At 37.4% G+C, this 26,547-nt stretch carries 29 protein-coding genes and 1 tRNA gene; 6 read left to right on the plus strand and 24 right to left on the minus strand.

Annotated elements, in window-relative coordinates; translation table 11 throughout:
- Positions 1-51: 51 nt before the first annotated feature.
- From deoD to NY10_RS03125, 6 genes are read right to left on the minus strand one after another with little or no spacing between them, the layout of a single operon-like run.
- Positions 52-768: a purine-nucleoside phosphorylase gene (gene deoD / locus NY10_RS03100; protein WP_058918617.1), complete on the minus strand. Its 717-nt coding sequence runs from the start codon at positions 766-768 to the stop codon at positions 52-54.
- Between the two features lie 51 nt (positions 769-819).
- On the minus strand, positions 820-1,044 hold the full coding sequence (locus NY10_RS03105; RefSeq protein ID WP_058918618.1) for a YozE family protein: 225 nt from the start codon (positions 1,042-1,044) through the stop codon (positions 820-822).
- A gap of 4 nt (positions 1,045-1,048) precedes the next feature.
- The gene (gene msrA / locus NY10_RS03110; protein WP_082664162.1) at positions 1,049-1,564 is read right to left on the minus strand and encodes a peptide-methionine (S)-S-oxide reductase MsrA; all 516 of its coding nucleotides are present in this window, start codon (positions 1,562-1,564) and stop codon (positions 1,049-1,051) included.
- A gap of 33 nt (positions 1,565-1,597) precedes the next feature.
- Positions 1,598-2,203, minus strand: a complete 606-nt coding sequence (locus NY10_RS03115) for a YpmS family protein (RefSeq protein ID WP_058918619.1) — start codon at positions 2,201-2,203, stop codon at positions 1,598-1,600.
- A 29-nt stretch (positions 2,204-2,232) separates the two neighbouring features.
- Positions 2,233-3,078: an SGNH/GDSL hydrolase family protein gene (locus NY10_RS03120; protein WP_058918620.1), complete on the minus strand. Its 846-nt coding sequence runs from the start codon at positions 3,076-3,078 to the stop codon at positions 2,233-2,235.
- Positions 3,079-3,111: 33 nt separating this feature from the next.
- Complete coding sequence (locus NY10_RS03125) at positions 3,112-3,981, minus strand: DegV family protein (RefSeq protein ID WP_058918621.1); 870 nt, start codon at positions 3,979-3,981, stop codon at positions 3,112-3,114.
- Between the two features lie 186 nt (positions 3,982-4,167).
- Between NY10_RS03125 and trhA the strand changes: the two genes are divergently transcribed.
- The gene (trhA, locus tag NY10_RS03130; protein WP_058918622.1) at positions 4,168-4,830 is read left to right on the plus strand and encodes a PAQR family membrane homeostasis protein TrhA; all 663 of its coding nucleotides are present in this window, start codon (positions 4,168-4,170) and stop codon (positions 4,828-4,830) included.
- 88 nt (positions 4,831-4,918) lie between these two features.
- Here trhA and NY10_RS03135 read toward each other — a convergent pair whose 3' ends face one another.
- The 5 genes from NY10_RS03135 to NY10_RS03155 all read right to left on the minus strand — a co-directional run bounded on the left by NY10_RS03135 (position 4,919) and on the right by NY10_RS03155 (position 11,133).
- Positions 4,919-5,407, minus strand: coding sequence for a dihydrofolate reductase (locus tag NY10_RS03135; RefSeq protein WP_058918623.1), 489 nt, complete (start codon positions 5,405-5,407; stop codon positions 4,919-4,921).
- Between the two features lie 30 nt (positions 5,408-5,437).
- The gene (locus NY10_RS03140; protein ID WP_058918624.1) at positions 5,438-6,385 is read right to left on the minus strand and encodes a thymidylate synthase; all 948 of its coding nucleotides are present in this window, start codon (positions 6,383-6,385) and stop codon (positions 5,438-5,440) included.
- A 21-nt stretch (positions 6,386-6,406) separates the two neighbouring features.
- Positions 6,407-8,314: an ABC-F family ATP-binding cassette domain-containing protein gene (locus tag NY10_RS03145; RefSeq protein ID WP_058918625.1), complete on the minus strand. Its 1,908-nt coding sequence runs from the start codon at positions 8,312-8,314 to the stop codon at positions 6,407-6,409.
- Positions 8,315-8,647: 333 nt separating this feature from the next.
- The gene (locus tag NY10_RS03150) at positions 8,648-9,292 is read right to left on the minus strand and encodes a uracil-DNA glycosylase (RefSeq protein ID WP_058918626.1); all 645 of its coding nucleotides are present in this window, start codon (positions 9,290-9,292) and stop codon (positions 8,648-8,650) included.
- Positions 9,293-9,453: 161 nt separating this feature from the next.
- Positions 9,454-11,133, minus strand: a complete 1,680-nt coding sequence (locus tag NY10_RS03155) for a formate--tetrahydrofolate ligase (RefSeq protein WP_058918627.1) — start codon at positions 11,131-11,133, stop codon at positions 9,454-9,456.
- Positions 11,134-11,423: 290 nt separating this feature from the next.
- Between NY10_RS03155 and NY10_RS03160 the strand changes: the two genes are divergently transcribed.
- Positions 11,424-11,633, plus strand: coding sequence for a cold-shock protein (locus NY10_RS03160; protein ID WP_058918628.1), 210 nt, complete (start codon positions 11,424-11,426; stop codon positions 11,631-11,633).
- 108 nt (positions 11,634-11,741) lie between these two features.
- Here the strand turns inward: NY10_RS03160 and NY10_RS12655 are convergent, their stop codons facing one another.
- Entirely contained in the window at positions 11,742-12,236 is a 495-nt protein-coding gene (locus tag NY10_RS12655; RefSeq protein WP_197408973.1) for an EbsA family protein, read from the minus strand.
- Between the two features lie 45 nt (positions 12,237-12,281).
- Here NY10_RS12655 and NY10_RS03170 point away from each other — a divergent pair, with 45 nt between their 5' ends.
- A complete protein-coding gene (locus NY10_RS03170) occupies positions 12,282-12,692 on the plus strand; it encodes a ribonuclease HI family protein (protein WP_058918629.1) in 411 nt (136 codons plus the stop codon).
- Between the two features lie 69 nt (positions 12,693-12,761).
- On the opposite strand, the gene NY10_RS03175 is transcribed toward NY10_RS03170, so the two are convergent.
- The 5 genes from NY10_RS03175 to nrdH all read right to left on the minus strand — a co-directional run bounded on the left by NY10_RS03175 (position 12,762) and on the right by nrdH (position 17,679).
- Positions 12,762-13,637 (minus strand): DUF975 family protein, encoded by an 876-nt coding sequence (locus NY10_RS03175; RefSeq protein ID WP_058918630.1) that lies wholly within the window; start codon positions 13,635-13,637, stop codon positions 12,762-12,764.
- Between the two features lie 295 nt (positions 13,638-13,932).
- Complete coding sequence (gene nrdF, locus NY10_RS03180; protein ID WP_058920222.1) at positions 13,933-14,895, minus strand: class 1b ribonucleoside-diphosphate reductase subunit beta; 963 nt, start codon at positions 14,893-14,895, stop codon at positions 13,933-13,935.
- Between the two features lie 18 nt (positions 14,896-14,913).
- Positions 14,914-17,091, minus strand: coding sequence for a class 1b ribonucleoside-diphosphate reductase subunit alpha (nrdE, locus tag NY10_RS03185; RefSeq protein WP_058918631.1), 2,178 nt, complete (start codon positions 17,089-17,091; stop codon positions 14,914-14,916).
- Positions 17,084-17,449 (minus strand): class Ib ribonucleoside-diphosphate reductase assembly flavoprotein NrdI, encoded by a 366-nt coding sequence (nrdI, locus tag NY10_RS03190; protein ID WP_058918632.1) that lies wholly within the window; start codon positions 17,447-17,449, stop codon positions 17,084-17,086. The genes nrdE and nrdI overlap by 8 nt, the downstream gene beginning before the upstream one ends.
- Positions 17,446-17,679, minus strand: a complete 234-nt coding sequence (nrdH, locus tag NY10_RS03195; RefSeq protein ID WP_058918633.1) for a glutaredoxin-like protein NrdH — start codon at positions 17,677-17,679, stop codon at positions 17,446-17,448. Before nrdH ends, nrdI begins: the two co-directional genes overlap by 4 nt.
- A 570-nt stretch (positions 17,680-18,249) precedes the next feature.
- Here nrdH and NY10_RS03200 point away from each other — a divergent pair.
- Together NY10_RS03200 and NY10_RS03205 are read left to right on the plus strand one after the other, a co-directional pair.
- Positions 18,250-18,323 (plus strand) — tRNA-Arg (locus NY10_RS03200).
- 576 nt (positions 18,324-18,899) lie between these two features.
- On the plus strand, positions 18,900-19,211 hold the full coding sequence (locus tag NY10_RS03205; RefSeq protein WP_058918634.1) for a hypothetical protein: 312 nt from the start codon (positions 18,900-18,902) through the stop codon (positions 19,209-19,211).
- Between the two features lie 108 nt (positions 19,212-19,319).
- Here the strand turns inward: NY10_RS03205 and NY10_RS03210 are convergent, their stop codons facing one another.
- The 6 genes from NY10_RS03210 to NY10_RS03235 form a co-directional block, all read right to left on the minus strand.
- The gene (locus tag NY10_RS03210; protein ID WP_058918635.1) at positions 19,320-19,712 is read right to left on the minus strand and encodes a MerR family transcriptional regulator; all 393 of its coding nucleotides are present in this window, start codon (positions 19,710-19,712) and stop codon (positions 19,320-19,322) included.
- 177 nt (positions 19,713-19,889) lie between these two features.
- Positions 19,890-21,230 carry a type I glutamate--ammonia ligase gene (gene glnA, locus NY10_RS03215; protein WP_058920223.1) on the minus strand — a complete coding sequence of 447 codons (1,341 nt, stop codon included), beginning with the start codon at positions 21,228-21,230 and terminating at the stop codon, positions 19,890-19,892.
- 238 nt (positions 21,231-21,468) lie between these two features.
- Positions 21,469-22,725 carry a methionine gamma-lyase family protein gene (locus tag NY10_RS03220; protein WP_058918636.1) on the minus strand — a complete coding sequence of 419 codons (1,257 nt, stop codon included), beginning with the start codon at positions 22,723-22,725 and terminating at the stop codon, positions 21,469-21,471.
- On the minus strand, positions 22,726-23,967 hold the full coding sequence (gene hflX / locus NY10_RS03225) for a GTPase HflX (RefSeq protein WP_058918637.1): 1,242 nt from the start codon (positions 23,965-23,967) through the stop codon (positions 22,726-22,728).
- Positions 23,968-23,976: 9 nt separating this feature from the next.
- On the minus strand, positions 23,977-24,933 hold the full coding sequence (gene miaA / locus NY10_RS03230) for a tRNA (adenosine(37)-N6)-dimethylallyltransferase MiaA (protein ID WP_156413314.1): 957 nt from the start codon (positions 24,931-24,933) through the stop codon (positions 23,977-23,979).
- 14 nt (positions 24,934-24,947) lie between these two features.
- Positions 24,948-25,685: a glycerophosphodiester phosphodiesterase gene (locus NY10_RS03235; RefSeq protein WP_058918639.1), complete on the minus strand. Its 738-nt coding sequence runs from the start codon at positions 25,683-25,685 to the stop codon at positions 24,948-24,950.
- Positions 25,686-25,839: 154 nt separating this feature from the next.
- Here NY10_RS03235 and NY10_RS03240 point away from each other — a divergent pair, with 154 nt between their 5' ends.
- Entirely contained in the window at positions 25,840-26,070 is a 231-nt protein-coding gene (locus tag NY10_RS03240) for a helix-turn-helix domain-containing protein (protein ID WP_058918640.1), read from the plus strand.
- 82 nt (positions 26,071-26,152) lie between these two features.
- Here the strand turns inward: NY10_RS03240 and NY10_RS03245 are convergent, their stop codons facing one another.
- Positions 26,153-26,545 (minus strand): rhodanese-like domain-containing protein, encoded by a 393-nt coding sequence (locus NY10_RS03245; RefSeq protein ID WP_058918641.1) that lies wholly within the window; start codon positions 26,543-26,545, stop codon positions 26,153-26,155.
- Between the last annotated feature and the right edge of the window lie 2 nt (positions 26,546-26,547).

Consider the following 26,547-nt stretch of genomic DNA (forward strand, 5'->3'; position numbering starts at 1 on the left):
TGGCTTTTTGCATAATTCTTTTACGAAGATCCTGCCAGATGAGCTAAAACCTTACTTTTTCTTCATTTTTAACGCTGTTTCTAAAGCCACGATCATCATATCGTCAAATGTCCGCTCACGTTCATCTGATGAAGTCTCTTCACCAGTCAATAAATGGTCGCTAATCGTCAAAATAGCTAGGGCTTTGCGATTGTATTTAGCTGCGAGTGTGTAGAGACCTGCCGCTTCCATCTCCACAGCTAAGACGCCATAATCCGCTAATTTCTTTTTATCTAGTTCTTCGTTGTAAAAACGATCTGCTGACAAAACATTGCCGACTTTCATATTCATTCCTTTTTCTATGCCTACTTCATAAGCCGTTTTCAGCAAATCAAAGTTTGCTAGCGGAGCAAAGTCTACTTGATTATGGAACGTATGACGGTTGATACTTGAATCCGTTGTAGCCCCTTGTGCTAACACAACATCTCGCACTTTAACATCCATTTTCATTCCGCCAGCGGTTCCTACACGCATCAAGTTTTGAACATTATAACTGGTGATCAATTCTTCTGCATAAATCATCATGGAAGGCAATCCCATTCCAGTCCCTTGAACAGAGATCCGTTCACCTTTATACAACCCGGTATACCCAAACATATTCCGCACACGATTGTATTGTTCTACTTCTGTTAAAAAAGTCTCGGCAATATATTTCGCCCGTAATGGGTCACCTGGTAATAAAATTGTTTCTGCAATTTGACCTGCTTTTGCTTCAATATGCACACTCATTATTTATTCCTCCTAAATGTCATTTTACAAGACCAGTGTATGATATAACTGTTATTCTTTGTTTCTATCGACATACCGTTCCCACGCTAAATCAAAGGTTGTCATTTCAGCTAAATAATCGCCATTCAATTCTAAATAATGACTGATTTCTTGATAATCTTCAGATTGTTTAGGAAACCCGTCATCTAGGTATACAGCATTAGCAAATAGCGTGATGGCATCTTTCTTATGAGGGTCTCTTACGGTCATCAAATAATGATAAAATGGACGTCGCATCTTTTTACTTCACCTCTCTATCTGCTCTGTTTTTTATGCGGTCAAGTTGTTCTTGTTCGTAACGGGCAGGGTTTTTACGATAAAAGTCTTGATGTTCTGCTTCTGCCGGATAGAAAGTAGTTGCAGGTTCAATGGTCGTCACAATCGGTTTAGTGTAACGTCCGCTTTGCTCTAACCGTTTTTTTGAACGCTTCGCACTGTCACGTTGCAATTCATCAGCAACAAATATCACTGGCCGGTAATTGTCGCCTCGATCCTGAAACTGACCCATTGCATCGGTTGGATCCGTTTGATTCCAATAGATTTCGACCAGTTCTTCATAGGAAATCAGCGCTGGATCAAATGTGATCTCGACAGCTTCCGTGTGGCCGGTCGTTTGGGTCATCACTTCTTCATAAGTTGGATCAATGGTTTGTCCACCGGTGTAGCCAGAGACTACTTTTTCGATACCTGGTTGTTTATCGAATGGGGACACCATACACCAAAAACACCCGCCGGCAAAAATAGCTGTTTCTTTCATATCGTTTCCTCCTCGTATGGTAAAAATTATTATTTATTTGGCTGGCAGATGCACATTTAAGCGAATATCGTCTTCTGTTAAATCAATCTTGCTGGCTGAAAAATGCATGCCGCTTTCTAGATAAAATTCGTTTAAATTAAAAACAATGAGTTCCTTTTCACTGTTGATAGCTACCCAAGCGGGAACTTTTAATTGTTCTTTTATTAAATTCATGGCAAATGAGATGGGTAAATTCAAAGAACCTACTGCGATTTTTGTAGCTTTGAACTGCAGATTTCCATTTTCCATCACAAATGGTTCTAAAAACAAGGAAAACTGCACGTCGTGACCGAATAACTGAAAAGTCCCTAATAATTGAGCTTGATCTTCTAATAAGAAATCAAATTCAACCGCCTCATTTGATAATTCTTCATCAATATATTTTGTTACCAATTGATTCAGGTCTTCTTTGTGTGCCTGAATTTGAAACGTCATTTCATCTTTTTGAGAAACCTCTGATAAGTTAGGTTCTCCTTGAATGACCGCTGTCATTTGAGTAAAAAACCAGATAACAATCCCTAATACAATTGTCAATAAAATAAGAAAGGCCCATTTCCATCCTTTTTGTTTTAGTTTGATGTGGTTTGTCTTTTCTTCCATATAAACTCCTTTTGATTAGAAATTTTTAACTATTCTTCAGCAATTCGTTGTTTTAAAATAGCCTGATACAATTTTTCAGCCATCAATTCATAGCCCTTATCATTGGGATGAAACAGATCTTCTTCATACAACAAAGGATTGATCTCAGCCTGCTCCGCTGCTAGCGAACTATCCGCTACTCCGTCTTCTGATAAGGGGAGCTTAGACAAGTTAAAGATATCATCTAGCGAAAGATAGACGCCTTCTTCCTTTTCCACCAGTTCTTTTGTTGACTGATTCCAAGAATCCAAGATCGTCTGCATCTCAGTAATATCCGGAAAGAGATCAGCGTAAGGATTGTAAATCCCAAAAACATAAACTTGTGCTTTAGGGTTCAGCTTATTAAATTCTGAAAGAATCGTTTTCAATTCGGTTTCATACTTCTTTTTTGGTTGAATAAAACTATCCTGATTTATGTTGAGGGTGTCTTTTTTGAAGGTTTGTATTACATCATTTCCACCCACTGTTAAAACTATGATATCAGCTTTTTTTAAATCGGATTGAATCTCCTCTTGTTGTTGAATGCGCAACAAGATCTGATCGCTGCGGTCACCGCTTTTTCCATAATTCTTTGTGGTTACTTCTTTGATGCTATTTGTCTCTCTTAATAAGTTGGCCGTTAAAGGGACATAACCTCCATTTTGTGTGCTGTCTCCAACTCCTTCAGTCAAAGAATCCCCTACTGCTACTAGATAGAGAGAATCATTCATCGGTTCTGCTTGGTCTGATTTAAATGGTTTATTTTGTCCGAATAAAAAATCTAACCCTTGGTAAACGATGAAGACCCCGACTGCTAAAATTAAACAAGTAATAAAAAAAGAACGTATTTTTTTCATCGTGTTCCACCCCGCTTCATGATAAAACTAAGTTTAGTTCGTTTCATTATTGCTTTTTTCTCCATCTGTGTAATACATAATAGCATAGGCCCCTTTTCCCGTATGAGTGGCAATTACCGGGCTAGTCTGATCCATACTCATAGGAACCATTGGCAGCGCCTTTTGAAAAGCTTCATTTAATTCGTTGACGTATTCAAAATCAGATGCATGTGAAAAACCCACTTCACAAACGTTCTTAGTTTGTTGCAGTTCCTCTTTCAATTGCTGGTTCCATTTATTGACTGGTTTCATACCCCGACCTTTGACCCGGCTTTCTAACTTTCCATCAACGAGTTCAAAAACTAATTTCATGTTCATTAAACTAGAAACAGCACCCACTACACGGCTGACGCGTCCTCCTTTAACTAGATTTTCCAATGTTCGAACGCAGATAAACAATTTCGTGTTTTTTCTAACAGTTTCAATACGGTTTAAAATGGCTGTTTTATCAGCACCTGTTAAAGCTAACTTTGCAGCTTCGATCACTTGAAAAGAAAGCCCACGGTCAGTAAACTTGCTATCAATGACGGTTACATCTGTATCCGTCATTTGAGCAGCCTGTCTAGCCGCATTAACTGTGCCGCTTAATGATTCAGTCATATGGATCGAAATCACTTGTCCGCCGTTTTCTCCTAGTTTGTTGTATGTTTCTAGAAATCTTCCTAATGGAGGTTGGCTCGTTTTCGGTAATTCTTTGGCTGTCGCCATTCGCTCCATAAATACATCTTTTTGAATCGTTTCTCCGTCTACGTAAGTGTCTTCATCCACTAAAATCGTTAAAGGCAAAACATGGATATTTAATTTTTCCAATTCTTCTGGACTTAATTGAGCAGATGAATCCGTTACGATTGTTATGTTCTTCATTTTTCTTTCATCCCATCTTTCTTCCTGCAATTTATTTAAAAATCATGTTATACTGAAAAAACACCCACTTATTTTATCGTTCCATACCCTAATTTATACATAGAATAGTATAACAGATTCTCTAATCAGCGTATACTCAATCTATAGTGAGTCACTCTATAAACAGTATTGGCAGGAGGTAGTCAAATGGAAAAAAAATCTTTGAAGAATAACCCCGATTTTACCAAAACCTACTTGATCACCAATGAAGTGTTTAATGCAATCACTCATGGTATCGGCTTTGGATTAAGCATTGCTGGTCTAGTCATTTTACTTTATAAAGGTTCTCAAACCGGCACTGCTCTTGAAATCGTTTCATATGCTATTTATGGCGCCACACTCATTCTTTTATATCTATGTTCAACACTTTACCACAGTTTAGCATTTACACCGGCTCGCAAGCTCTTTAAAATATTTGATCATATGAGTATTTTTCTTTTAATTGCAGGAACCTATACTCCTTATACCTTAATTACTATTGGCGGAGCTCTGGGATGGACACTTTTCGGAATAGTTTGGGCAATCGCGATTCTTGGAGTCCTTTATAAAGCCATCTGGATCAACAAATTCCAAAAATATTCTACTTGGTTGTATATTGCTATGGGTTGGTTATGTGTTTTCGCTTTGAAACCTATGTATTTGGGATTGGGTACTAAAGGTTTTACTTTGCTCGTATTGGGCGGTTTATCTTTCACGATTGGAGCTATTTTCTATAGCTTGCGAAACATTAAATACATGCATGTGCTGTGGCATCTATTTGTCTTAGCCGGTACAGCCTTTATGTACTTTTCAATTCTTTTTTATGTTTGATTTTTTTCTGCTGCTGCTGATAAATCACAGTCAACTAAAAAGGCCTCCAGCTTTTGTGCTGAAGGCTTTTTTAGTCGAGTGTTTTTAGTCAGTTTCGCGTATACGTTTCAAATTGGTGCGGGTATTTATTGCGATCATCTGTTATTCCTTGCTCCACATTCACTAGTTTCCATTGAGTCCAATCTATTTCAGGAATAAACGTATCTCCTTCAAATTCCCCATCGATCATTGTTCGGTGCAGCAAATCTGCATCGCCCATAAACTCTTTAAAAACACCTGAACCGCCGGTAATAAATAAGTCGTTCTCATAATCCTTAGCGAAATCCAATACCTCTTGGCGGCTATGCATGATCAAAACACCTTCCGCCTGATACTCTTTATCGTTGGTCATTACGATATTGATGCGGTTGGGTAAGGGACGTTTATTCATCCCTTCGAACGTTTTTCTGCCCATCACAACAGCATTTCCTTGTGTCATTTCTTTAAAATACTTTAGATCATTCGGCAAATACCAAGGCAACGTTCCTTTGTTGCCGATAACACCGTTACGATCTTGCGCCCATAGAAAAGCAATCATGTTTACCCCTTCTTTCCTTTGTGATCTATCCTAAACTGCAATCGGAGCTTTGATCCCCGGATGCGGATGGTACTGTTCAATTTGAATATCATCCATTTCAAAATCGAAAATACTGGTTTTGTTTTCATTTAATTTCAATACTGGAAAGTCTTTGGGTTCACGTTTTAATTGTTTCGTCATTTGTTCGATATGATTAGAATACAAATGAGCATCGCCTAAAGTATGAATAAACTCTCCTACTTCTAACCCTGTCTCATGAGCGATCAAATGAGTTAAAAGCGCATAGCTGGCAATATTAAAAGGAACACCTAAAAAAATATCCGCGCTTCTTTGATAAAGTTGACAGCTCAACTTTCCATCAGCTACGTAAAATTGAAATAACGTATGACAAGGCGGCAAAGCCATATTCGGCACATCTTCTGGATTCCAGGCAGAAACGATCAGACGTCTAGAATCAGGTGTTGTTTTTATCATTTCAATAACTTGTTTCAATTGATCGATCGTTTCTCCTTGCGTTGTTTTCCAGTGACGCCATTGCGAACCATAAACGTTTCCTAATTCTCCATACTGAGCTGCAAAAGTTTCGTCTTCCAAAATCCGTTGACAAAAAGTTGCCATTTCTGTTTGGTAAAGTTGGTTAAATGCTTCGTCGGCCAATGCTCTACGTCCGAAATCGGTCATATCCGGTCCATGATAATCTGTGCTTTTTATATAGCGTTCAAACGCCCACTCGTTCCAAATATGGTTATTGTGTTGTAATAGATAGCGGATATTCGTATCGCCTTTGATAAACCACAATAACTCACTTTTGATCAGACCAAAAGGCACTCGTTTGGTCGTCAGCAGAGGAAAGCCTTTTTGGAGATCAAAGCGCATTTGATACCCAAAAAGACTATTTGTTCCTGTTCCTGTTCGATCGGTCTTTTTACTGCCTTCTTTCAATACATTTTTACCTAAATTCAGATATTCGGTTTCCACAATTGCTCCCCCTACATTGCTTTATTCATTTTCAAATTGACTTAAATATTCCCAACGCGCCATTTTTTGTTCTAATTGATTCTCACGACGCGTCAGCGTTTCTTGTAATTCTTGCAAACGCGTAAAATCACTGCTATTTTCCAGCATTTCATTTTTTGTAGTTTCAATATCGCTTTCTAAAGCAAAAAGGTCTTGTTCGATCGTATCCCATTCTTTTTTTTCTGCATACGTTAATTTAACTTTAGACCCTTTTTCTTCCGAGACCGTTTGTTTGTTTTCACTGCTATTTTCTTTGGGTTTATTTTTTTTATCTTGGCTATCCAACTTTGCAGTTTCTTCTTCTTGAATGTATTCTGTAATGCTGCCAAAGTAAGGAACCACTTTTCCATCCCCTTCAAAAATCAATAATTTTTCAGCTGTTTTATCAAGGAAATAACGGTCATGCGAGACCGAAATGACCGCTCCCGGGAAAGTTTCAATGTAATCTTCTAAAACAGTCAAAGTAGCGATATCCAAGTCATTGGTCGGTTCATCTAGCAATAAAACATTTGGTTGCTGCATCAATAATTTTAATAGATAGAGACGTCTTTTTTCGCCACCCGACAATTTGCCGATAAGTGTGCCATGAGTATACTTTTCAAATAAAAACTGTTCTAGCAAGTTGGTAACACTGATTCGCTCTCCATTAGAAGTTTCAACTTCTTCTCCAACTTCTTGCAAGAAAGAAATAACCCGTTTGTTAGGATCCATTTCTTCTGTCATTTGAGTATAATAAGCAATTTTCACTGTTTCTCCAACGACAAGTACGCCCGAATCTAACGGAATACGTCCAGCCAAGACATTTAGTAACGTCGATTTTCCAGCACCGTTTTTCCCACTAATGCCAATCCGGTCTTTTGCTTGCACCAATAAATTAAAATCTTTGACAATTGGGTGACCAGCAAATTCCAGCGAGGCATCTTGTAAATCAAAGACCCGTTTTCCAATCCGAGCTCCCTCTAAATTCATCTCCACAGATTCATCTGTTTTGACTTGGTTTAAATTTTCTTCCAAATCAGAAAAACGATCGATTCTAGCTTGCTGTTTAGTTGTTCGAGCTTTAGCTCCGGTACGCATCCACGCTAATTCTTTGGTATACAGTTGTTTGCGTTTGTGTTCTGCTCGAATAGAGGCTTCTTGGCGTTCTGCTCTAGCGATGATATATTTTTCATAATTTCCTGTATACATAATAGCTTTTCCGTGTGACAGTTCAATCATACGATTGACAATACGGTCTAAGAAATATCGGTCATGAGTAACGAGCAGTAAAGCTCCTCGATAAGAACTAAGATAGTTTTCAAGCCACGTGATGGTCTCAAAATCTAAGTGGTTTGTCGGTTCATCTAATACTAATAGGTCCGGTTCTTGTATCAGGACTTGGGCCAAGCCTACGCGTTTTCTTTGCCCTCCGGAAAGAGTCGCTACTGATTGCTCTAAGTCGGTAATACCCAATCTCGTTAAAATCATTTTAGCGTTGGTGTCTGCCAGCCATGCATCATGATCGTTCATTCCTTGTTCTGCTTTTGAATAGGCATTTTGATAAGTTTCGTTCATTGGATCTAAAATCAATTGTTCCAAAGCTTTCTCATAATTTCTAAGAGCCACTAAGATGGGCGTATCGCCTTCAAAAACAGCATCAAAAACGTTTTGTTCTGGGTTTAAATCCGGTTCTTGTAACAAATACCCCATTCGATACCCTTTTGGTGTTTGAATTTCGCCTTTTTCACCGCTGTCTCTGCCTGTAATAACATTTAATAAGTTGCTTTTACCTGTTCCATTGACGCCAATTAATCCGACACGTTCGCCTGTTTTAATAGAAAAACTGATATCGTCAAACAGTATTTTTTCACCGTATGTTTTTGTTAAATTGATTACTTTCATTTCTTTCATACTTAATCTCCACTTTCCCATAACTAGCACGCATTTTTTAATCTGCTTTATTCTAACATACATTTACTCAATTTTATAGAGAGCGAACACCGTACAATCCAAAGCGATTCGGTTCTTTCAGCTTTCTAAAGGCAGTTCAGAAACGGAAGATCCAAATTTGAAAAGTCGGTTGATAGTTTTGTTCTATTGGTTAGTTTTAACGAACAGTTGTATAGCTATTGCTTTAACTTTGCAGCTGTCCGTTAAATATTGACGGTTCACTCAGAAAGTTCTTAAAACAAAAGCCGGAGCTGAGACTCATGTCTCAACTCCGGCCTAAAGACTAGCTGTAATTTAAGATAAGTAAGTTTTAAATAGAGCCAAATCTTCGTAAATCATCTCTAATAACTGACGATTATAAAAAATAGACGCTGGATGAAAAGTCGGAAATATCCGGTACTGTTCCGTTGTCCAGGTGTAAGTAGTGGCTTCTGGAGTAGCTAACTTTTGAATGGGTCCTTCATACAACTGACCATGAAGCTGCATGATTTTCGCCTGGTTTCCGATTAAACGTTGCAACCCTACATTGCCCATTGTTAAAATAATCGGCGGATCAATGGTTTTTATTTCATAATCTAGCAACGGCGCATGTGCTATTATTTCTTTTTTAGTCGGCGTTCGATTGTATTTGCGCATAAAACGTTCTCCAGTTTTTCTATCTATTTTCTCTTTTTCTTGATAAGGTCGACTTCTAAAAGTACTGGTAATAAAAACTTCTTCACGAGTAACCTCTAGGAAATCAAAAAACTTCATCAATTCTATTCCTGCTCTGCCTGTGAAAGGAATACCGTTTAAAGATTCAACTTCTCCAGGAGCTTCACCTACCAACATAAAACGCGGGTGGATTGGCCCTATTCCCCATAAAAAGCCTTCCACTGGAAAGTGTGCGCTTCGTTTTTCAGCTAATTCAATCAACTCTTCAGTTAAAATAGTCTCCATTTCTTAACAGCTCCTTTCTCCTCCTATTCTACCAATCCTTTCTTATGATACAAACTTAAAGGCAATGGCTGTTTCTGCTTATGAGACTCCAGCAAAGAAAGCCTCTCATATAAAAAGGAAAGAGCTTATCCTCGTATATCAGATAAGCTCCTTTTTTATTGTTAAAATAAGCCCTTGATTTCTCCATCCTCCGTAATATCCATTTGCAGAGCCGCTGGCTTCTTAGGTAATCCGGGCATGGTCAACACTTGTCCGGTTAACGCTACAATGAATCCTGCACCTAATTTTGGAACAAACTCTCTGATAGTAACATCAAAACCTGTAGGACGACCTAACTGGGTTGGATCATCGGATAAGGAATACTGAGTTTTTGCCATACAAATGGGAAGATGATCCCATCCTCTTTCCGCGAAAGTTTGCATTTGTTTCTTGGCTTTTTTACTAAACTGCACACCGGAACCACCATAAATATCAGTGACGATCGTGGTCACTTTTTCTTGAATGGTTCTTTTTTTCATATCATAAAGTGGAACAAAATCAGATGATTGCTTCTCAGCCGTTTCGATGACGGCTTTAGCTAATTCAATTCCTCCTACTGGGCCTTTTTCCCAAACAGAAGTGAGGGCAACCGGGACACCTAGCGCTTCAATCATTTCTTTTAAACAAGTTTCTTCTTTTTCGGTATCTGATGAAAATTCATTGATGGCTACTACAACAGGCAGTCCATAATTTTGCATATTCTCAATATGCTTTTTCAAATTTGCAAACCCTTTTTTTAGCGCTTCGATGTTTTCATGCGCTAATTCAGTTTTTACGACGCCTCCGTGCATTTTCAAAGCACGGATAGTCGCAACAATGACGACTACATCTGGAGCTTTTTCCAATTGCGGAACTTTAATATCTAGAAATTTTTCTGCACCCAAGTCTGCACCAAACCCAGCTTCAGTTACAGTATAGTCGGCTAGTTTCATAGCTGTCTGAGTCGCTAAAACACTGTTACAGCCATGAGCGATATTTGCAAATGGGCCACCATGTACTAAGGCAGGTGTATGGTATAAAGTCTGTACTAAGTTTGGCTTGATAGCATCTTTCAGCAATAAAGCTAAAGCTCCTTGAACTTTCAGGTCAGCAACCGTCACCATTTGACGATCATAAGTTTCGCCAATGACAATATGTGAAAGACGGTTCTTTAAATCATCTATATCAGTAGCCAAACATAGAATAGCCATCATTTCACTAGCGACAGTAATATCGAAGCCATCTTCACGAGGAACGCCATTAAAACGTCCGCCAAGTCCAACCACGATATTTCTTAATGCACGATCATTTAAATCTAATGCGCGTTTCCAAGTGATGGTTGCTGGGTTGATCTGACAGCCATTTCCTTGGTAGAGATGATTGTCAATAAAAGCCGATAGGGCATTGTTAGCTGCAGTCAAAGCATGCATATCTCCTGTGAAGTGCATATTGATGTCTTCCATCGGCATCACTTGCGCATAACCTCCTCCTGCTGCCCCGCCCTTCATCCCCATCGTAGGTCCTAGTGAAGGTTCTCTCAACGCTAAAATAGTAGATTGCTCTAAATAGTTCAATGCATCAGCCAGTCCAACCGAAACAGTGGTTTTCCCTTCTCCAGCTGGAGTAGGATTGATAGACGTAACAAGCACCAGTTTTCCTGCTGGCTTTTTTTGGCCAGCTAATTGGTTGATGCGTTTTAAATTGATTTTAGCTTTGTACTTACCATATAGTTCTAAATCGTCTTCTATTAAATTTATTTTTTCTGCGATTTCAACAATGGGCAACATTGTCGATCGCTGAGCTATTTCAATATCCGATAACATATGTACTCTCCTTTCAACTAAACGAGCAGACACGTACTAAATTTGTTTTCTCGTTTGTTTCTATCTGCTTTAAATTATACAACACTTGCTTAAAAAGAAAAACCTTGCTTCTTATTCTTGGCAAATAAACTTGTTAAATATTCAATTGGCTCAATTTCATTGAAATCTATTTGACGGAAGCGGTTAATCTTCCTATAATGTAGATAAGCCATCATTCTTGTATCCTCTTTATTTTATATGCACAAGTTGGCTTAAGTTTAAATAAACTCATCATTAAGGGGGACTTACAGATGGAAAATGGAGTAGTTAAATGGTTTAGCAACGAAAAAGGATATGGTTTCATTGAATATAATGAATCAGACGATGTCTTTGTGCATTTTACCGGAATCGAAGGAGAAGGTTTTAAAAGCTTATCAGAAGGTCAGCAGGTTACTTTCGATATTGTGGAAGGCAACAGAGGCCTGCAAGCGACAAACGTGATCGTAATTGAAAATGTTTGATTTTTGAATGCTTCTGCTTATCAAGTATTAGATAGTTCACTAAAACTTTCTAAATAAAAAACGATAAACTCTATCGAGTTATCGTTTTTTATCGCCTCTGCAGCCTTTTCATACTTGGTTGATTGCCTCTGCTGTTTCAATTAAGACAGCTGGAGCCAGTTGTTGAATCGCCGTTACCAACTTTTTCTTGTTTTTTTGATTCAAATAAAAGACAAGAGGTTCTGCGGAATCAGCAAATTCTGCTTGAATGGTGCGCTGTTCTGACAAAACTAATTTAGACAAAAGAAACATCGAATAACTCTTTTTTTTGAAGCCTCTAAAATAAGTTAGTTCAAAGGAGTCTTTTGAAAGCTTTAGTGTAGAACCAAATCCAAAATACAGCAGAATCAGACAAGTAACGCTCATAAAAATGCTAATACCAGAAAAATGTTGTCCTTCTAGAATACCAATAAGACTGATAAAAAAAGTTAACCAACAAATCGACCAATAAATAATTTGGAAAGCTGGTTCCAAGGAGAGACGAACTTTTAATGCTAATTCTGCTTTAACTATTTGGCATTCCCCCGCTTCATCTAATGAAACTACACACTTATCATAGCACAACTTTTTCTTAAGTCCAATTGAGAAGTATAGAAAGGATCAGACTTTATGTTGCGAATGTATACAGATGCTTCTACAAAAAACAACCCCGGTCCGAGTGGTGCAGGAATCGTTTTAATTGCCGATGGCTTACATGAACAGTTAGCTATTCCGCTCAAAGGAGAACTGAGCAATCATGAAGCTGAGTTCGAGGCGCTCATGACGGGGTTAATATATTTGTCAGAACACAATTACACAAATCAGTCGTTATTGATTTTTTCAGATAGTAAGATTGTCGTAACGGCTATTGAACGCAATTACGTAAAAAACAAGGTCTTTCAAGCATACCTCACCAGCATCAATCAGCTGTTGCGCTTGTTTCCGTCGTTTATGATTCAATGGATTCCTGAATCTCAAAATAAAGAAGCCGATCACTTGGCGCGTCAAGGGCTCAATAAGCACATGAAAACACGCCATTGATGCCTGCTAAACTAAAAAAAGCTATGAATCCTAATAGGATCATAGCTTTTTTAACTGCCAGTTTCTTCTTTATTTTAATTCGACGTCTTCTAATTGTGTGCCTTCATACTCTTCATCATATTTTTGTTCAGCTTGAAACGGTGTTGTTCCATCTGATAACTCACGATAAAAAACTTGTTTAGCGGTAATTTGGTAAGGTTGAATATAAAATGAAATAAAAATTGTATAAATCATTAACAGAATAAAAACGATAATAAACGCAACCATTACTCCCCCGCCGTTCATGGAGCTGTTTTCTAAGGTTTGAAGGCTGCCTAATAAGAAAATAATGAAAACGAATAAAGGCACCAATAACCATAATAAAATAGATAATTGCAAACGGAACAATTTCCATTTTTTCCCTTTCATCATCTTCCGACTTTTATCAAGTGCATCCATGATCGTTATTTCTGGTTCATCTTTTAAGATATTCAAAGCTTGACTATAACTATAAGATTTAATAATTCCTGGGATAACCAAAAGCAAAGACCACAACATAACCAAAATACTCGTTACTAGCGTAAGCCCCAACACTTTCCAGATTCGCTTTCGGCTAAAAGTTTGAAAAAGTGCTTCTACAGTAAGTTTAGCCCCATCTACCATATCCAATATACTCCAATCGTAACCAACAGAAAGGACACTGGTCAATATTCCAACAAACATACCAATTAAACTAGCCAATATACCGCTGCTGATGGTTATTTTTGAAGCCGTATAAGGATCATAGGAACCAGCATTGTCGAATAGATTGGTTAGCGTTGAAAAAGAAGCCAATCCCATTACACCAAAAATCACTTGACTGATTACTCCGCTTAAAACAGAAATAACCAGCAAGTTTAAAATAGCCACTTTCCAATTCCCTTTTAAACGCTGCCTAGCCGTCTGTTTGATTTCTTTTATTTTCATCTTTATCTCCTCCTTTTATTCGAGGCAGCAAAACCTCTGTTTCAAATTCTATCATAGTGTATAAAAATAAGTTTCTCAAATAATTTAATTTCTCAATAGGAGTCCATAACAATTTGTTTAACAATATCACTAGTTTTAATTAGAACCTCTACGGAATACAGGTACGATACAATCACAAAGAACATTCTCTGATCGGATGCATTGAGCTCTTTTCTTTTCCCATTCTAATCAGAAAAAAACAAGCCTGCTTGAAGAAATAAATGCTTCAAACAGGCTTACTTTTTATTTTATTTTTTTAAACGGTCCATTTTTCGTAATCTTCAGCTTCCATCGATTCTACCATACCTACTAAATAACCATTTCCTACTTGAGAGAAGAAATCATGATTAGAGGTTCCAGTTGAAATTCCATTCATAATAACCGGATCAACATCATTAGCCGTATCAGGGAATAAAGGATCGAAACCTAGGTTTTGCAAAGCTTTGTTCGCATTGTAACGCAAGAATACTTTTACGCGTTCAGTCCAGCCGATTTCATCATACAAATATTCTGCATATTTCACTTCATTTTGATACAATCTGAATAATAATTCATAAGTCCAGTTTTTCATCTCTTCTTGCTCATCCTCAGCTAACTGGTTGTAGCCTATTTGAAACTTGTATCCAATGTAAGTGCCATGGACAGATTCATCCCGTAAGATAAGTTTGATGATTTCAGCCACATTTGGCAATTTGTTATTGCCTAAATAATGCAATGGTGCAAAGAACCCTGAATAAAACAAGAACGATTCTAACATAACGCTAGCTACTTTACGTTGCAATTCAGTACCATTTTGATAGATATCATTGATGGTCTCTGTTTTTTCTTGCAATAAAGCATCTGTGTTGATCCATTGGAAAAGATCTTCAATCTCAGCTTTAGAGTTCAATGTACTAAAAATAGCACTGTAACTTTTAGCATGCATGGATTCCATAAATTGGATATTGTTGTAGACGGCTTCTTCATGTTGTGTCCGAATCGAGTCTTTCAAAGATTCGACACCATCTTGTGATTGCAGCGTATCTAACAAAGTTAGACCGCCTAAAACTTTTGCAAGCATCTCTTTTTCATTTTTAGGCAGACGAGCCCAATCGCCTAGATCATTCGATAATGGGATTCTTGTATCTGTCCAAAATTGTTCAACTAATTTTTCCCAAGTTAGTTTATCAATCATATCTTCTATTTTATTCCAATTTATTGCATCATATCTTTTTGTCATAGCCACAATTCACCCCTCTTAAATGCTGCAGCTTTCGCAAGCATTTGAACCTATTTCTTCTGAATTTTCTGTAAACGTACGAATATAATAAAGCGACTTGATGCCTTTACGCCAAGCATAGTGACGCAAAATATTTAAATCACGGGTCGTTTGTTTAGACGTACGTCCTTCTTTCCATTCATACATGCCTTCTGGAATGTCTGAACGCATAAAGAGTGTCAAACTCATCCCTTGGTCGATGTGTTTTTGAGCGGCTGCATAAACATCGATCACACGGCGCATATCAATATCATAAGCAGAAGTATAATACGGCAATGTTTCATTCGACAAGAATGGTGCAGGATAATATGTTTTACCTGTTTTCTTTTCTTGACGTTCTTCGATCAACCGAGTAATTGGATGTAAACTAGCAGAAGTTTCATTAACATAACTGATAGAACCGGTAGGCGCTACTGCTAAACGATTTTGGTGATACAAGCCGTCTTTCATAACTGCATCCTTCAAGTTAGCCCAGTCTTCCTTAGTCGGTACAATAAGCGAACCAAATAGTCCAGCTACTTTGTCGCTTGTAAATTGATGATCTTCCTGCGTATAGTTGTCAAAATATTCACCAGTAGCGTATTTTGATTTATCAAAATTATGGAAAGAGACTTTTCGTTCACGAGCTAATTTATTACTAGCAACAAGCGTATAGTAATTCAGCATCATAAAGTAAACATCTGTAAATTCAATCGATTCTGGTGAGCCGTATTCGATTTGGTTCAATGCTAAAAAGGTATGCAAGCCCATGGCCCCAAGACCGATTGTATGGTATTTATCATTTCCGTTTTTAACTGAAGGAACAGCTTCGATACTGGATTGATCTGTCACCATTGTCAAAGCACGTACCATAGCATCAACGGATTTGCCAAAATCAGGGGACTTCATCAAATTCACAATATTTGTTGAACCTAAGTTACAACTAATATCGGTACCTAAAGCTTCATACGTTTGATCATCATTGATCAGCGAAGGTTCTTGGATTTGCAAAATTTCACTGCATAAGTTGCTCATCGTGATTGTTCCATAAACAGGGTTTTCACGGTTTGCTGTATCAATATTGATAATGTAAGGATAACCTGATTCTTGCTGAAGTTTGGAAATCTCATTTTCCAATTCACGAGCGCTAATTTTTGATTTGCGGATTTCTTCGTTATTAACCATGTTGTCATACTCTTCAGTGATGTCTACATAAGCAAACGGTCTGCCGTAAATACGTTCAACATCATAAGGGCTGAATAAGTACATTTGCTCATCATGAGCTGCTAGTTCATAAAACTTGTCTGGTACAACTAAACCTAGAGATAATGTTTTAACCCGAATCTTTTCATCAGCATTTTCTTTTTTTGTAGATAAAAAAGAAACGATGTCTGGATGGAAAACGTTCAAGTAAACAGCTCCGGCACCATTACGTTGTCCCAATTGATTAGAATAGCTGAAACTGTCTTCCAATAATTTCATAACTGGAATAACGCCACTTGAGGCATTTTCTATTTGCTTGATTGGATCGCCAGCAGCTCGCAGGTTTGATAAGTTGACTCCAACTCCTCCACCGATACGCGACAATTGAAGCGCACTATTGACTACGCGTCCAATGCTGTTCATATCATCGGTTGCTTGAACTAAGAAACAAGAAACCAATTCGCCACGACGTTTGCGTCCTGCATTTAGGAATGTTGGTGTCGCAGGTTGATAACGCTGATTGACGATCTCATCTGCAATCGTACGAGCCAGTTCTTTGTCTCCATTTGCTAAATACAACGCATTGAATACAATACGGTCCTCGTAACGTTCCAAGAAACGTTCCCCGTCATTGGTTCTCAGAGCATATTGTGTGTAGAATTTAAATGCCGACATAAAGGAACGGAACCGAAATTTACGGCTGTAAATATCTTCAAATAACTCTTTTACGAATCCACGATCGTATTGGTTTAAAAATTCTTCTTCAATATAATCTTCTGCCAGCAAATAATTTAATTTTTCATCTAGTGTATAAAAGAAAACTGTGTTTGGATTGACGTACTCCAAAAAGTAAGCACGTACAGCTTCACGGTCTTTATTCAAAGGAATAGAACCATTTACAGGTCGATTCAATTCATTATTCAATTTAAAATAAGTTACATCTTTTGGCTTGGTTGCTAATACTGGTTTATCCAAGTTCTTTCACCGCTTTCTTCAATAGTTGTACATCTTCGTCGTTTCCTTGAAATTCAAAAGTATGTAACAAAGGCACTTTATATTCTTGTGCCAGATTTTTTGCTGTAAAAACAAATAAGTTTCCGAAGTTCAGATTTCCGCTGCCAGCAATCCCTTTAAAATAAGTACGATTATTATCTGTCTCTATGAAGTCATTTATGATTTCAGTTGCTTCTACTTCATAAGTGGGAACAACAACGATAAAAGGTTCATGAATTGAAAGATATGGATTCGTTGGCGTAATCTCCAATAAATCCATATCTAGCTTTTCCACAAATTTTCGTGTCTGCCCTGTTAAAGACATATAAACAACTTTCATACTAATTGGTCAAGCAAGTCTGGTCGGAATCCATTGAATGCTTCTTGCCCTTCAACTGTAATAACTGGGACTGAACTGAACCCTAATTCTTTTACTTCTTCTAATGCAGTTTCTGATTCAAAGATATCTTTAGCAATGTATTCAATACCTTTATCATCTAAATACTTTTTGGTAAAGTTGCATTGCATACAATTAGGTTTTGAATAAACAACGATTACTTTTTGAGCCATTTTTATTACTCCCTTTAAATTAACTATTTTTTTGGTGAAACCTGTTCTCTTTGGGTTAAACACCGAATTGCTTTGCTTCTAATATACTACACAATATATTGCTTTTTTACAATCATAAAGACACCATATATAGTTTAATTTTATATTCACAAGGGCCCCTGCCACTATATATGGTATCTCTTGTGAAATGCCAAAAACTTCTTAAACGCTTATTTTATCTCAGTTTTTTTAATTGTTCCCTACGTCTTTCACAATCATTTATTTTCTTTGTATGATTTTTTTATTTTGAAAATATATTGAGCAGCAGGTGTTTTATTAGGTCCTTTCTAAAATCTGAAAAAGTAGTCGTTTTTTAATTCTTTTTTTTAAAATAGCTTTGTGAAAAATTAAACTTTAATTTATTAAATAAAATTGAGGTAATGAGCTACAACAAAATATTACGTTAAACGGTCCAGGGAAGTAAAGCAATTTATTTTAAAAAAACTATTTTATATTCTCTTGAATTAAATTCAAAAATAGCATTGACTTTTTATTCATTATCCCATATAATAAATTCTGTTGCTAAGAAATGTCTCAGTAGCTCAGCCGGATAGAGCATTCGCCTTCTAAGCGAACGGTCGGGAGTTCGAATCTCTCCTGAGACGTATTTAACCTAAAACGAGGTAAAACCGATGACCAAAAACGTTGATTTCACAGCGTTTCATCAAATTGAGAAACATACAAGTTAAAACCATTTCGGATTTATTTCGGAATATCTCGGAAAGCAAAAAAAGCATTCACTTCAATGTGGATGCTTTTTATGTTGTTAACCAGAATAATATATTTACATATTTATGTATGTTTCACCAATTTTTATGCACAAATCTTTTACAAACAATTTTAACAGGAAGTTTTCTGTCTATGCTTTAACTAGTAGGATTGTAATTTAGTTTACCTGGTACTCATCTCTCTTGTTGCTCATATGCAAACTCCTTCTATCAGAATATACGATAAAATAACTTTATATAACTTTCCGTTGTGTTTTCAACACTTTAAGTTATACTTCAATAGTTACTTCAGGACAAGGAAACGAGTGGTTAAAAGACAGTAATAAAAGTTTTTTTGTTTAATGTTTTATTGAGATCAGTAAACATTTTTATATTTGATGCCCTTACTGATACATATTGTTTTTTAGAAAGTTCTAAAATAATTTTAGGCATATCATTTAGGAGGTAAAAGAAATGACTTTTAAAGAATTTATAGCATACATGGATAAAAACTTAACGAGTAAAGATACATTTTATGAAAAAGCATTGGAGGATCAATTGGCCAGAAATGCTAGACGCGCACCAGCTAAGAGATGGAATGAGACGAAATTAGATAGAGCGGTCGATAAATTATGGGTGGAGTTAATGAAAAATGTTTACGACAAATTTAAAATGACTATTCGTACTCAATCTTCTGATCCTTATCAAGCTTGGATCGATTATATAGAAAAAACTGAAGCTTTAGAAAATTTAGACGACATGATGATTGATTTAGAGTTTAACTAATACTTTATCGCTATAGATGATACATCGAGAAACACTCCGCTAATTAAAAAGGCCTATAAGAGTTTAACGAAAAACTTTTATGGACCTTTTTTGTTTTATGCACTTTCTTTAAAACAAATCTTTTGAATCAATATATTGTGTCGGTTCTTTAGACATCAATCCGCTAACCGATAAAAACTCAGTGTGTAAAATGCGTCTAACATCTTCATCTGTTATCATTTGATGTTCTTTTTGTTTTTTAGTTTCTGATTCTTCTTTTTTTAAAGTATAAATTTGCTTAATGCCCGCCATATTGATTCCATCAGCTAAATAATCTTTGATCTCAAGAAGCACATCAATGTCATTTAGAGAAAACATTCTTCTGTTCCCTTCATTGCGTTCAGGGTGAATCAAGTCTTGTTCTTCGTAGTACCGAATTTGACGTGCTGATAAATCTGTTAATGTCATAACTGTGCCAATGGGAAAAACTGACCTGGAGCGTCTCAACTCTTTCTCTCTCATTTTTGCCCTCCTTTCGATTACTTTTACAGAATAGCAGTGTTTTTTTTTACTGTCAATAAAAAGAAACGAAGATGTTACATTTCCTGACATCTATTTAGCGGCCTAAAAAAAGAAAGAGCTAAGACAATATTAAGTCTTGGCTCTTTCTGGTTGTATAGATCGTTATTTTAATCGAGCTCAATAAAGAGTCATGTATTTCTCTTGCTCCCATTCAGAAACTTGTTCACGATAAGCTGCCCATTCCACACGCTTAGCTGTAATAAAACTATTATAGATATGGGAACCCAACGCTTCTTTGACAACTTCGTCTTCACGCAGGTATTTCAATGCATTATGCAGTGTAGACGGAAGATCGATGATGCCTCGTTCATGACGTTCTTCAGAAGTCATACGGTAAATATTGCGGTCAATTGGTTCTGCTACTTCCATTTCGTTTTTTATTCCATCCAAACCTGATTTTAATAGAACTGCTAAAGCCAAGTAAGGATTAGCACTTGGGTCTACGCTTCGTAATTCGACCCGTGTAGACATTCCGCGTGAACTCGGTACACGAACCAGCGGCGAACGGTTACGAGCGCTCCACGCCACATAAACTGGAGCTTCGTAGCCTGGAATCAATCGTTTATAAGAATTAACGGTAGGATTACAAATAGCTGTAAACGCTAATGCATGCTTCATCGTTCCTGCTAAAAATTGATAAGCCGTTTTGCTTAATCCCAAGTCATCTGTTTCATCACAAAAAGCATTGCCTTCTTGATTGAATAAAGACATATTGAAATGCATCCCTGACCCGCTGACACCTTGCAACGGTTTAGGCATAAATGTTGCATGGAGGCCATATTGACGCGCAACAGTCTTAACAATAAGCTTAAAGGTTTGAATATTATCACAAGCTTCTACAGCATCAGCGTATTTCCAATCGATCTCATGTTGGCCCGGAGCTGTTTCATGGTGACTTGCTTCAATCTCAAAGCCCATATCTTCTAATTGCAGGACGATTTCACGACGACAATTTTCACCTAAATCCATCGGAGCAAGGTCAAAGTATCCGCCATCGTCGTTTAATTCGAGAGTTGGCTTGCCGTTCTCATCAAGTTTAAACAAGAAGAATTCTGGTTCTGGCCCTAAATTAAATTCAGTAAAGCCTAGCTCTTCCATTTCTTTCAAGACGCGTTTCAAATTGGTACGAGGATCGCCTGCAAAAGGTGTGCCATCGGGATTATAAATATCACAGATCAAGCGGGCTACTTTGTCTTTCCCAGTGCCAATTTCCCACGGAAAAACTAACCATGTAGCCAAATCAGGACATAAATACATATCGCTTTCTTCGATTCGGACAAAACCATCAATTGAAGATCCATCAAACATCATTTGATTGTCTAACACTTTATTCAATTGACTGATCGGAACTTCAACATTTTTGATCGTTCCATCAATATCGGTAAACATCAAACGTAAAAAACGAACATTTTGTTCTGTTGCACTATCTCTGATTTCTTCTGCTGTGAATTTTTTCATTGTCTTAAAAATTCTCCCTTTCATGATGTGGCTCTTTTTTTATTTTTTCTCTAACTGAACGAACAAAACTGTCCAACTTTCAACGCATTTCACATGAATAAATCTTTTATTTCTTTCCACTTTAACAAGGCTTATTTGATTTGTCAAAACTTTCCTGACATGATTGTGTGAGTTTTGCTTATATTGGTCTACCTCAAAAAACCTCCCATTAACAAAAAATCTAATGGGAGGTTTTTTTCTATTGAGGATAATACAATTCCGATACAGCAGAGCTTACTGCCAATTTGACATGTTCATATGTCAACCCGCCTTGGACATACAATGTATAAGGTGGTCTAATCGGACCATCGGCTGTTAGTTCAATACTTGAGCCTTGGATAAATGTTCCAGCAGCCATGATGACATCATCTTCATAACCAGGCATATAAGCTCCAACCGGAGTCACATGAGCGTTAATAGGTGAATACTTTTGAATCGTTTGGGCAAATTGGATCATTTTGTCTTTGTCGTTTAATGAAATCATTTGAATCAAATCTGTTCGCGGATCGTTCCATTTCGGCGAACTGTCTACTCCGCAGGTTTCCAATAAAGCTGCAGTGTACACCGCGCCTTTTAAAGCCTCTCCAACTGCATGGGGTGCCATGAAAAACCCTTGGTACATTTCTTGCAGGCTGTATAAAGAAGCCCCTGCTTCACGTCCGATTCCTGGAGAAGTCAAACGGTATCCGCAAGCTTCTATTAAATCTAAACGTCCTACAATATAGCCGCCTGTTTTAGCTAAACCGCCACCTGGGTTTTTAATCAACGAACCCGCCATTAAATCAGCTCCGACTTCGATAGGCTCTTTTTGTTCAACAAATTCACCGTAGCAATTGTCTACAAAAATAATCGCTGTTGGATGAACGGTTTTAACAACGTCGATCATCTCCTTGATTTTTTCAATCGTGAAAGAAGGACGATCAGCGTAACCGCGTGAACGTTGTATGGCAACCACTTTTGGTTTTTTTGTGATTTTTTCTTTGACTGTTTCAAAGTCGACACTACCGTCTTCTAATAAATCAACGTGGTCATACCCCATTTGATATTCTTTAAAAGACCCAATGCCATTACCGGTTACTCCAACGATTTCCAATAACGTATCATAAGGCGATCCCGTAATGTACAACAGGTCGTCTCCAGGACGCATCACTCCAAATAAGGCTGTTGCGATAGCATGGGTTCCTGAAATGATCTGCGGTCTTACTAGACCCGCTTCTGCTTTAAAAACATCAGCATACACTTCTTCCAACACATCACGGCCGTAATCGTCATAACCATAACCGGTCGAAGGCGTAAAGTTTTGTTCTGAAACTTTTTTATTTCTAAAACTGCTTAATACTTTATTTTGATTGGCCAAAGCAACTTCATGAATCTGCTCATGAACAGGTTTGATTTTTTCCTCAACCATTTTTATTTTCTCGATTAATTCGGGTGCATAGTGACTGTTCCAACTCATTTAGTGACTCTCTCCAATCCATTTTGACTCTTTATTTGCATAGCCTCTTACAATATAAACGTTTTTTTCTTCGTCATAGGTTTCTGACAGCAGCAACGTCTCTTGTTTTAAACGAACCAATTTATGGCCTTCTGCTGCGTTTACTTCAATTTGATAAGGAACCATGATCTCTCTCATATGATTCGTGATTTCTTCCAGTAAAACAGCAATATCCGCAGGTTCTTTAGCTGATATCCATACATTGGGGTATAGGCTTGGGAAAAACATACCGTCAACCAAATCCTTTTTATTGTAAACTGTCAACATAGGAATATGATCCATTTTTAACTCTTTCAATAGTTGCATAACTGTTTTTTCATGCCCAGCCATATTTTCTGCAGAAGAATCTACTACATGCAGCAACAAATCTACATTGCGAGTTTCTTCCAATGTTGACTGAAAAGCTTCAATCAATTCTGTTGGCAAATCTTGAATAAATCCAACCGTATCTGTTAATGTAACATTCATCCCTGACGGTAAGACTAGTTTGCGAGTCAAAGGATCCAATGTAGCAAACAACTGATTTTCTTCATACGTTTCGGCTTGTGTCAATTTGTTTAACAACGTTGATTTTCCAGCATTTGTATACCCCATCAACCCTATCTGGAAGGTCCCGCTTTCTTTCCGCTGTATACGATTACGGTCACGGTGTTTTTCTGTTTCTTTTAACGTACGTTTGATATCGCTGATTTGATCACGAATATGACGACGATCTGTTTCTAATTTGGTTTCACCAGGACCTCTAGTTCCGATTCCTCCACCTAAACGCGACAAATTGATTCCTTGTCCAGCTAAACGAGGCAGCATATATTGCAATTGAGCCAGTTCAACTTGCAGTTTGCCTTCTTTGCTTTGAGCACGCATAGCGAAAATATCTAAAATTAGTTGGATTCGATCAATAATTTTCACATCAATGACTTCTTGAATGTTTCGGGTTTGTCCCGGTGTTAATGCATGGTTAAAAATGACGACATCTGCTGCAGACTCTTCAACTAAATGTCCTAACTCTTCCAGTTTGCCTTTACCTAAAAATGTTCTAGGATCAAAACGCTCTCTTTTTTGAGTCAACTCGCCGACAACTTTTCCTAAAGCTGTCTCTGTCAACTGAGCGAGCTCATTTAGTGAATAGGCAAAATCTTGATCTGTTTCGTTTGTTTGAACACCGACAAGCACTACTTTTTCTTGTTCTTTTTTAGTTTCCATCGTTACATCCTACCTCTCTAGTGTAGTTTGATTTAAAAATTGCTGGACTTCCTCAATGAGATCTTTTTCAGATTCGGGACGTTCCACTAAATTCCACCATTCAACATCTTTCATTCGGTTTCTGAACCAAGTGAATTGACGCTTAGCATACCGCCTGGAATTCTGTTGGATGGATTCTACAACTGACGAAACTGTTCCTTCTCCATTAAAATAAGGCAGCCATTCTTTATAGCCTATGCCGCGCATTGCTTGAGCTTCTTGCAATCCTTGTTCAACTAACCAACGTGCTTCTGTTTCCAATCCTTGATCGATCATCTCTTCCACCCGCTTATTGATGCGTTTATAGAGAAGCGCTCGATCGGTGGTCAATCCGATAATTTTTGCGTCATATAAAGGTTCTTTTGTTTCACGTTCGTTTTGCGAAGCAGAAAAAGGACGACCAGTAACATGAAGGACTTCCAGAGCACGAATGACTCGTCTGACATTATTAACATGAATATTCTCGGCTGCGATGGGATCTGCTTTTTTTAGTTCTTCCCACACATAAAGCGAGCCATGTTCTGCAGCTTCTGCTTCTTTTTCAGCCCGAAACATTCCATCATTTTCTCCTTTTCCGCCAAAACTCACATCATACAATAAAGATTCCATGTATAAGCCCGTTCCGCCAACAATAATCGGGACCTTGCCTTTAGCACTGATTTCTTGGATCAAGCATCTAGCTCTTTTTTGAAAGTCGGAAACAGTGTAATTTTCTGCAGCTGAAACTTCATCGATCAAGTAGTGAGGAATTCCAGACCGTTCTGTTAAAGTTGCTTTTGCTGTTCCGATATCTAACTGTTTATAAATTTGCATTGAATCGCCACTGATGATTTCGCCATCAAACCGTTTGGCTAATGCAATGCTTAAACTTGTTTTGCCAACAGCTGTTGGTCCTACAATAACGATAATTTTCGGTTTAGTCACAATATTCTCCTTTGTTTCTATGATTGCCATTTTTCTCGAATTGCGAGAGCTTTTGCTGGGTAATCAGTGATAACACCATATGTTCTTTTACTGAAACAGTAGTCCAAGTCATGGCTATGATTGACGGTCCAAGGACGAGTAGGGATTTTTGGTACATTGGACTCGCTGATTTCTCGAAGCCATGTTAATTTTGGGTGCCACATAGTGACGAGAAACCGATTATCCAATATTTCTATCGCCCCTTCACTTTGTTCAAACAGTAAAGCTATTTTATTGGATTGGTCCAATTTTTTCACACGTCTAAGAGTTTGATAATTAAAACTTGAATATTCAATAGCGAACGGCCAATTTTGTCGGCAAACCAGTTCCATCACTTTTTCTTCGATACCTGGATAAGGGTATTTATTTGTTTTGAACTCAATATTTAATACACCAGTATACTGATAGCTGTTCAATAAATCAAAAACTTCTTGCAAACTAGGAATACGGCTAAATGCGTATTCCGAAGCAAACCAACTGCCCGCATCCAAAGTTTTTAATTCTTGTAAAGTAAACTCACCTACCAAACCATGGCCATCACTCGTCCGGTCTACTGTTTCATCATGGATCACCACAAGTTCTTGATCTCCACTCAGTTGGACATCTAATTCAATTCCGTCACTTCCTGCTTTTAAAGCTTCTTCAAAAGCAGGAAGTGTATTTTCAGGATGTGTTCCTTTACTGCCTCTATGAGCGATAACTTCTGTTCTTCTCATTAAAACACCTCCACTTACCAACGATAACGTTTTTATTATAACATATTCATAGAATGAACCGTTATTGTCGACTGTTAAGGCAAACGTATTTTCCTCGTATTTTTAAGTGAAATAGCGTAAAATAAACTATATCAAAGGAACGGAGGTGTGTCAGATGTATCTAACGCTTGAAGAAACTGCAGAATATCTGGATCTCACGATTTCAGAGGTCTATCGCCTTGTTCGTGAAAAACAAATCCGTACCGTATCCGATGGTGAAAATCTATTGGTCAATAAAGAACAATTTAATCTTTACTTTAAAGCTTTAGAAAAATATAAAGCTGAGTTGCAGGATTATTTAAATGAAACCTTACCCGAAGACAGCGACATTAAAGATGAAGACTGACCTGATTTTTAGTAATAGAATTTTTTCGAAAAATGCATAAAAAAATTCGCCTCTTCACTTAGCAGGCGAATTTTTTATGCTGTTATTTTTTCTTAACTTTGCCGGTCCAATCACGGTAACCGCCTTTCAAACGATACAACTCTTCATAGCCTGCTTTACGCAATTTAACTGCAGCACGCCCACTTAAAGCTTTATTGTGGTCATAAAGATAAACAGGTTGATCTTTTCTGATCTCAACCATTCTCGTTTTAAACAAAGAAAAAGGAATATTTCGAGCACCTAGAATATGGCCAGCATCAAAATCAGCTTTCTCACGAACATCAATCAATTGAACTTTCCGCATATTTTTTTTGAATTCTTCTTCTGTTAATTCAACTGCAGCACGTTTGCGGTTAAAGTATTGATACAGTTCGTAACCGCCCCATCCTATAATAATGATCAATAAAATTGTATTTAATAGTACATTTCCATTCAATT

It is taken from the genome of Carnobacterium sp. CP1 (assembly GCF_001483965.1).
In the GTDB taxonomy this organism is placed as follows: domain Bacteria; phylum Bacillota; class Bacilli; order Lactobacillales; family Carnobacteriaceae; genus Carnobacterium_A; species Carnobacterium_A antarcticum.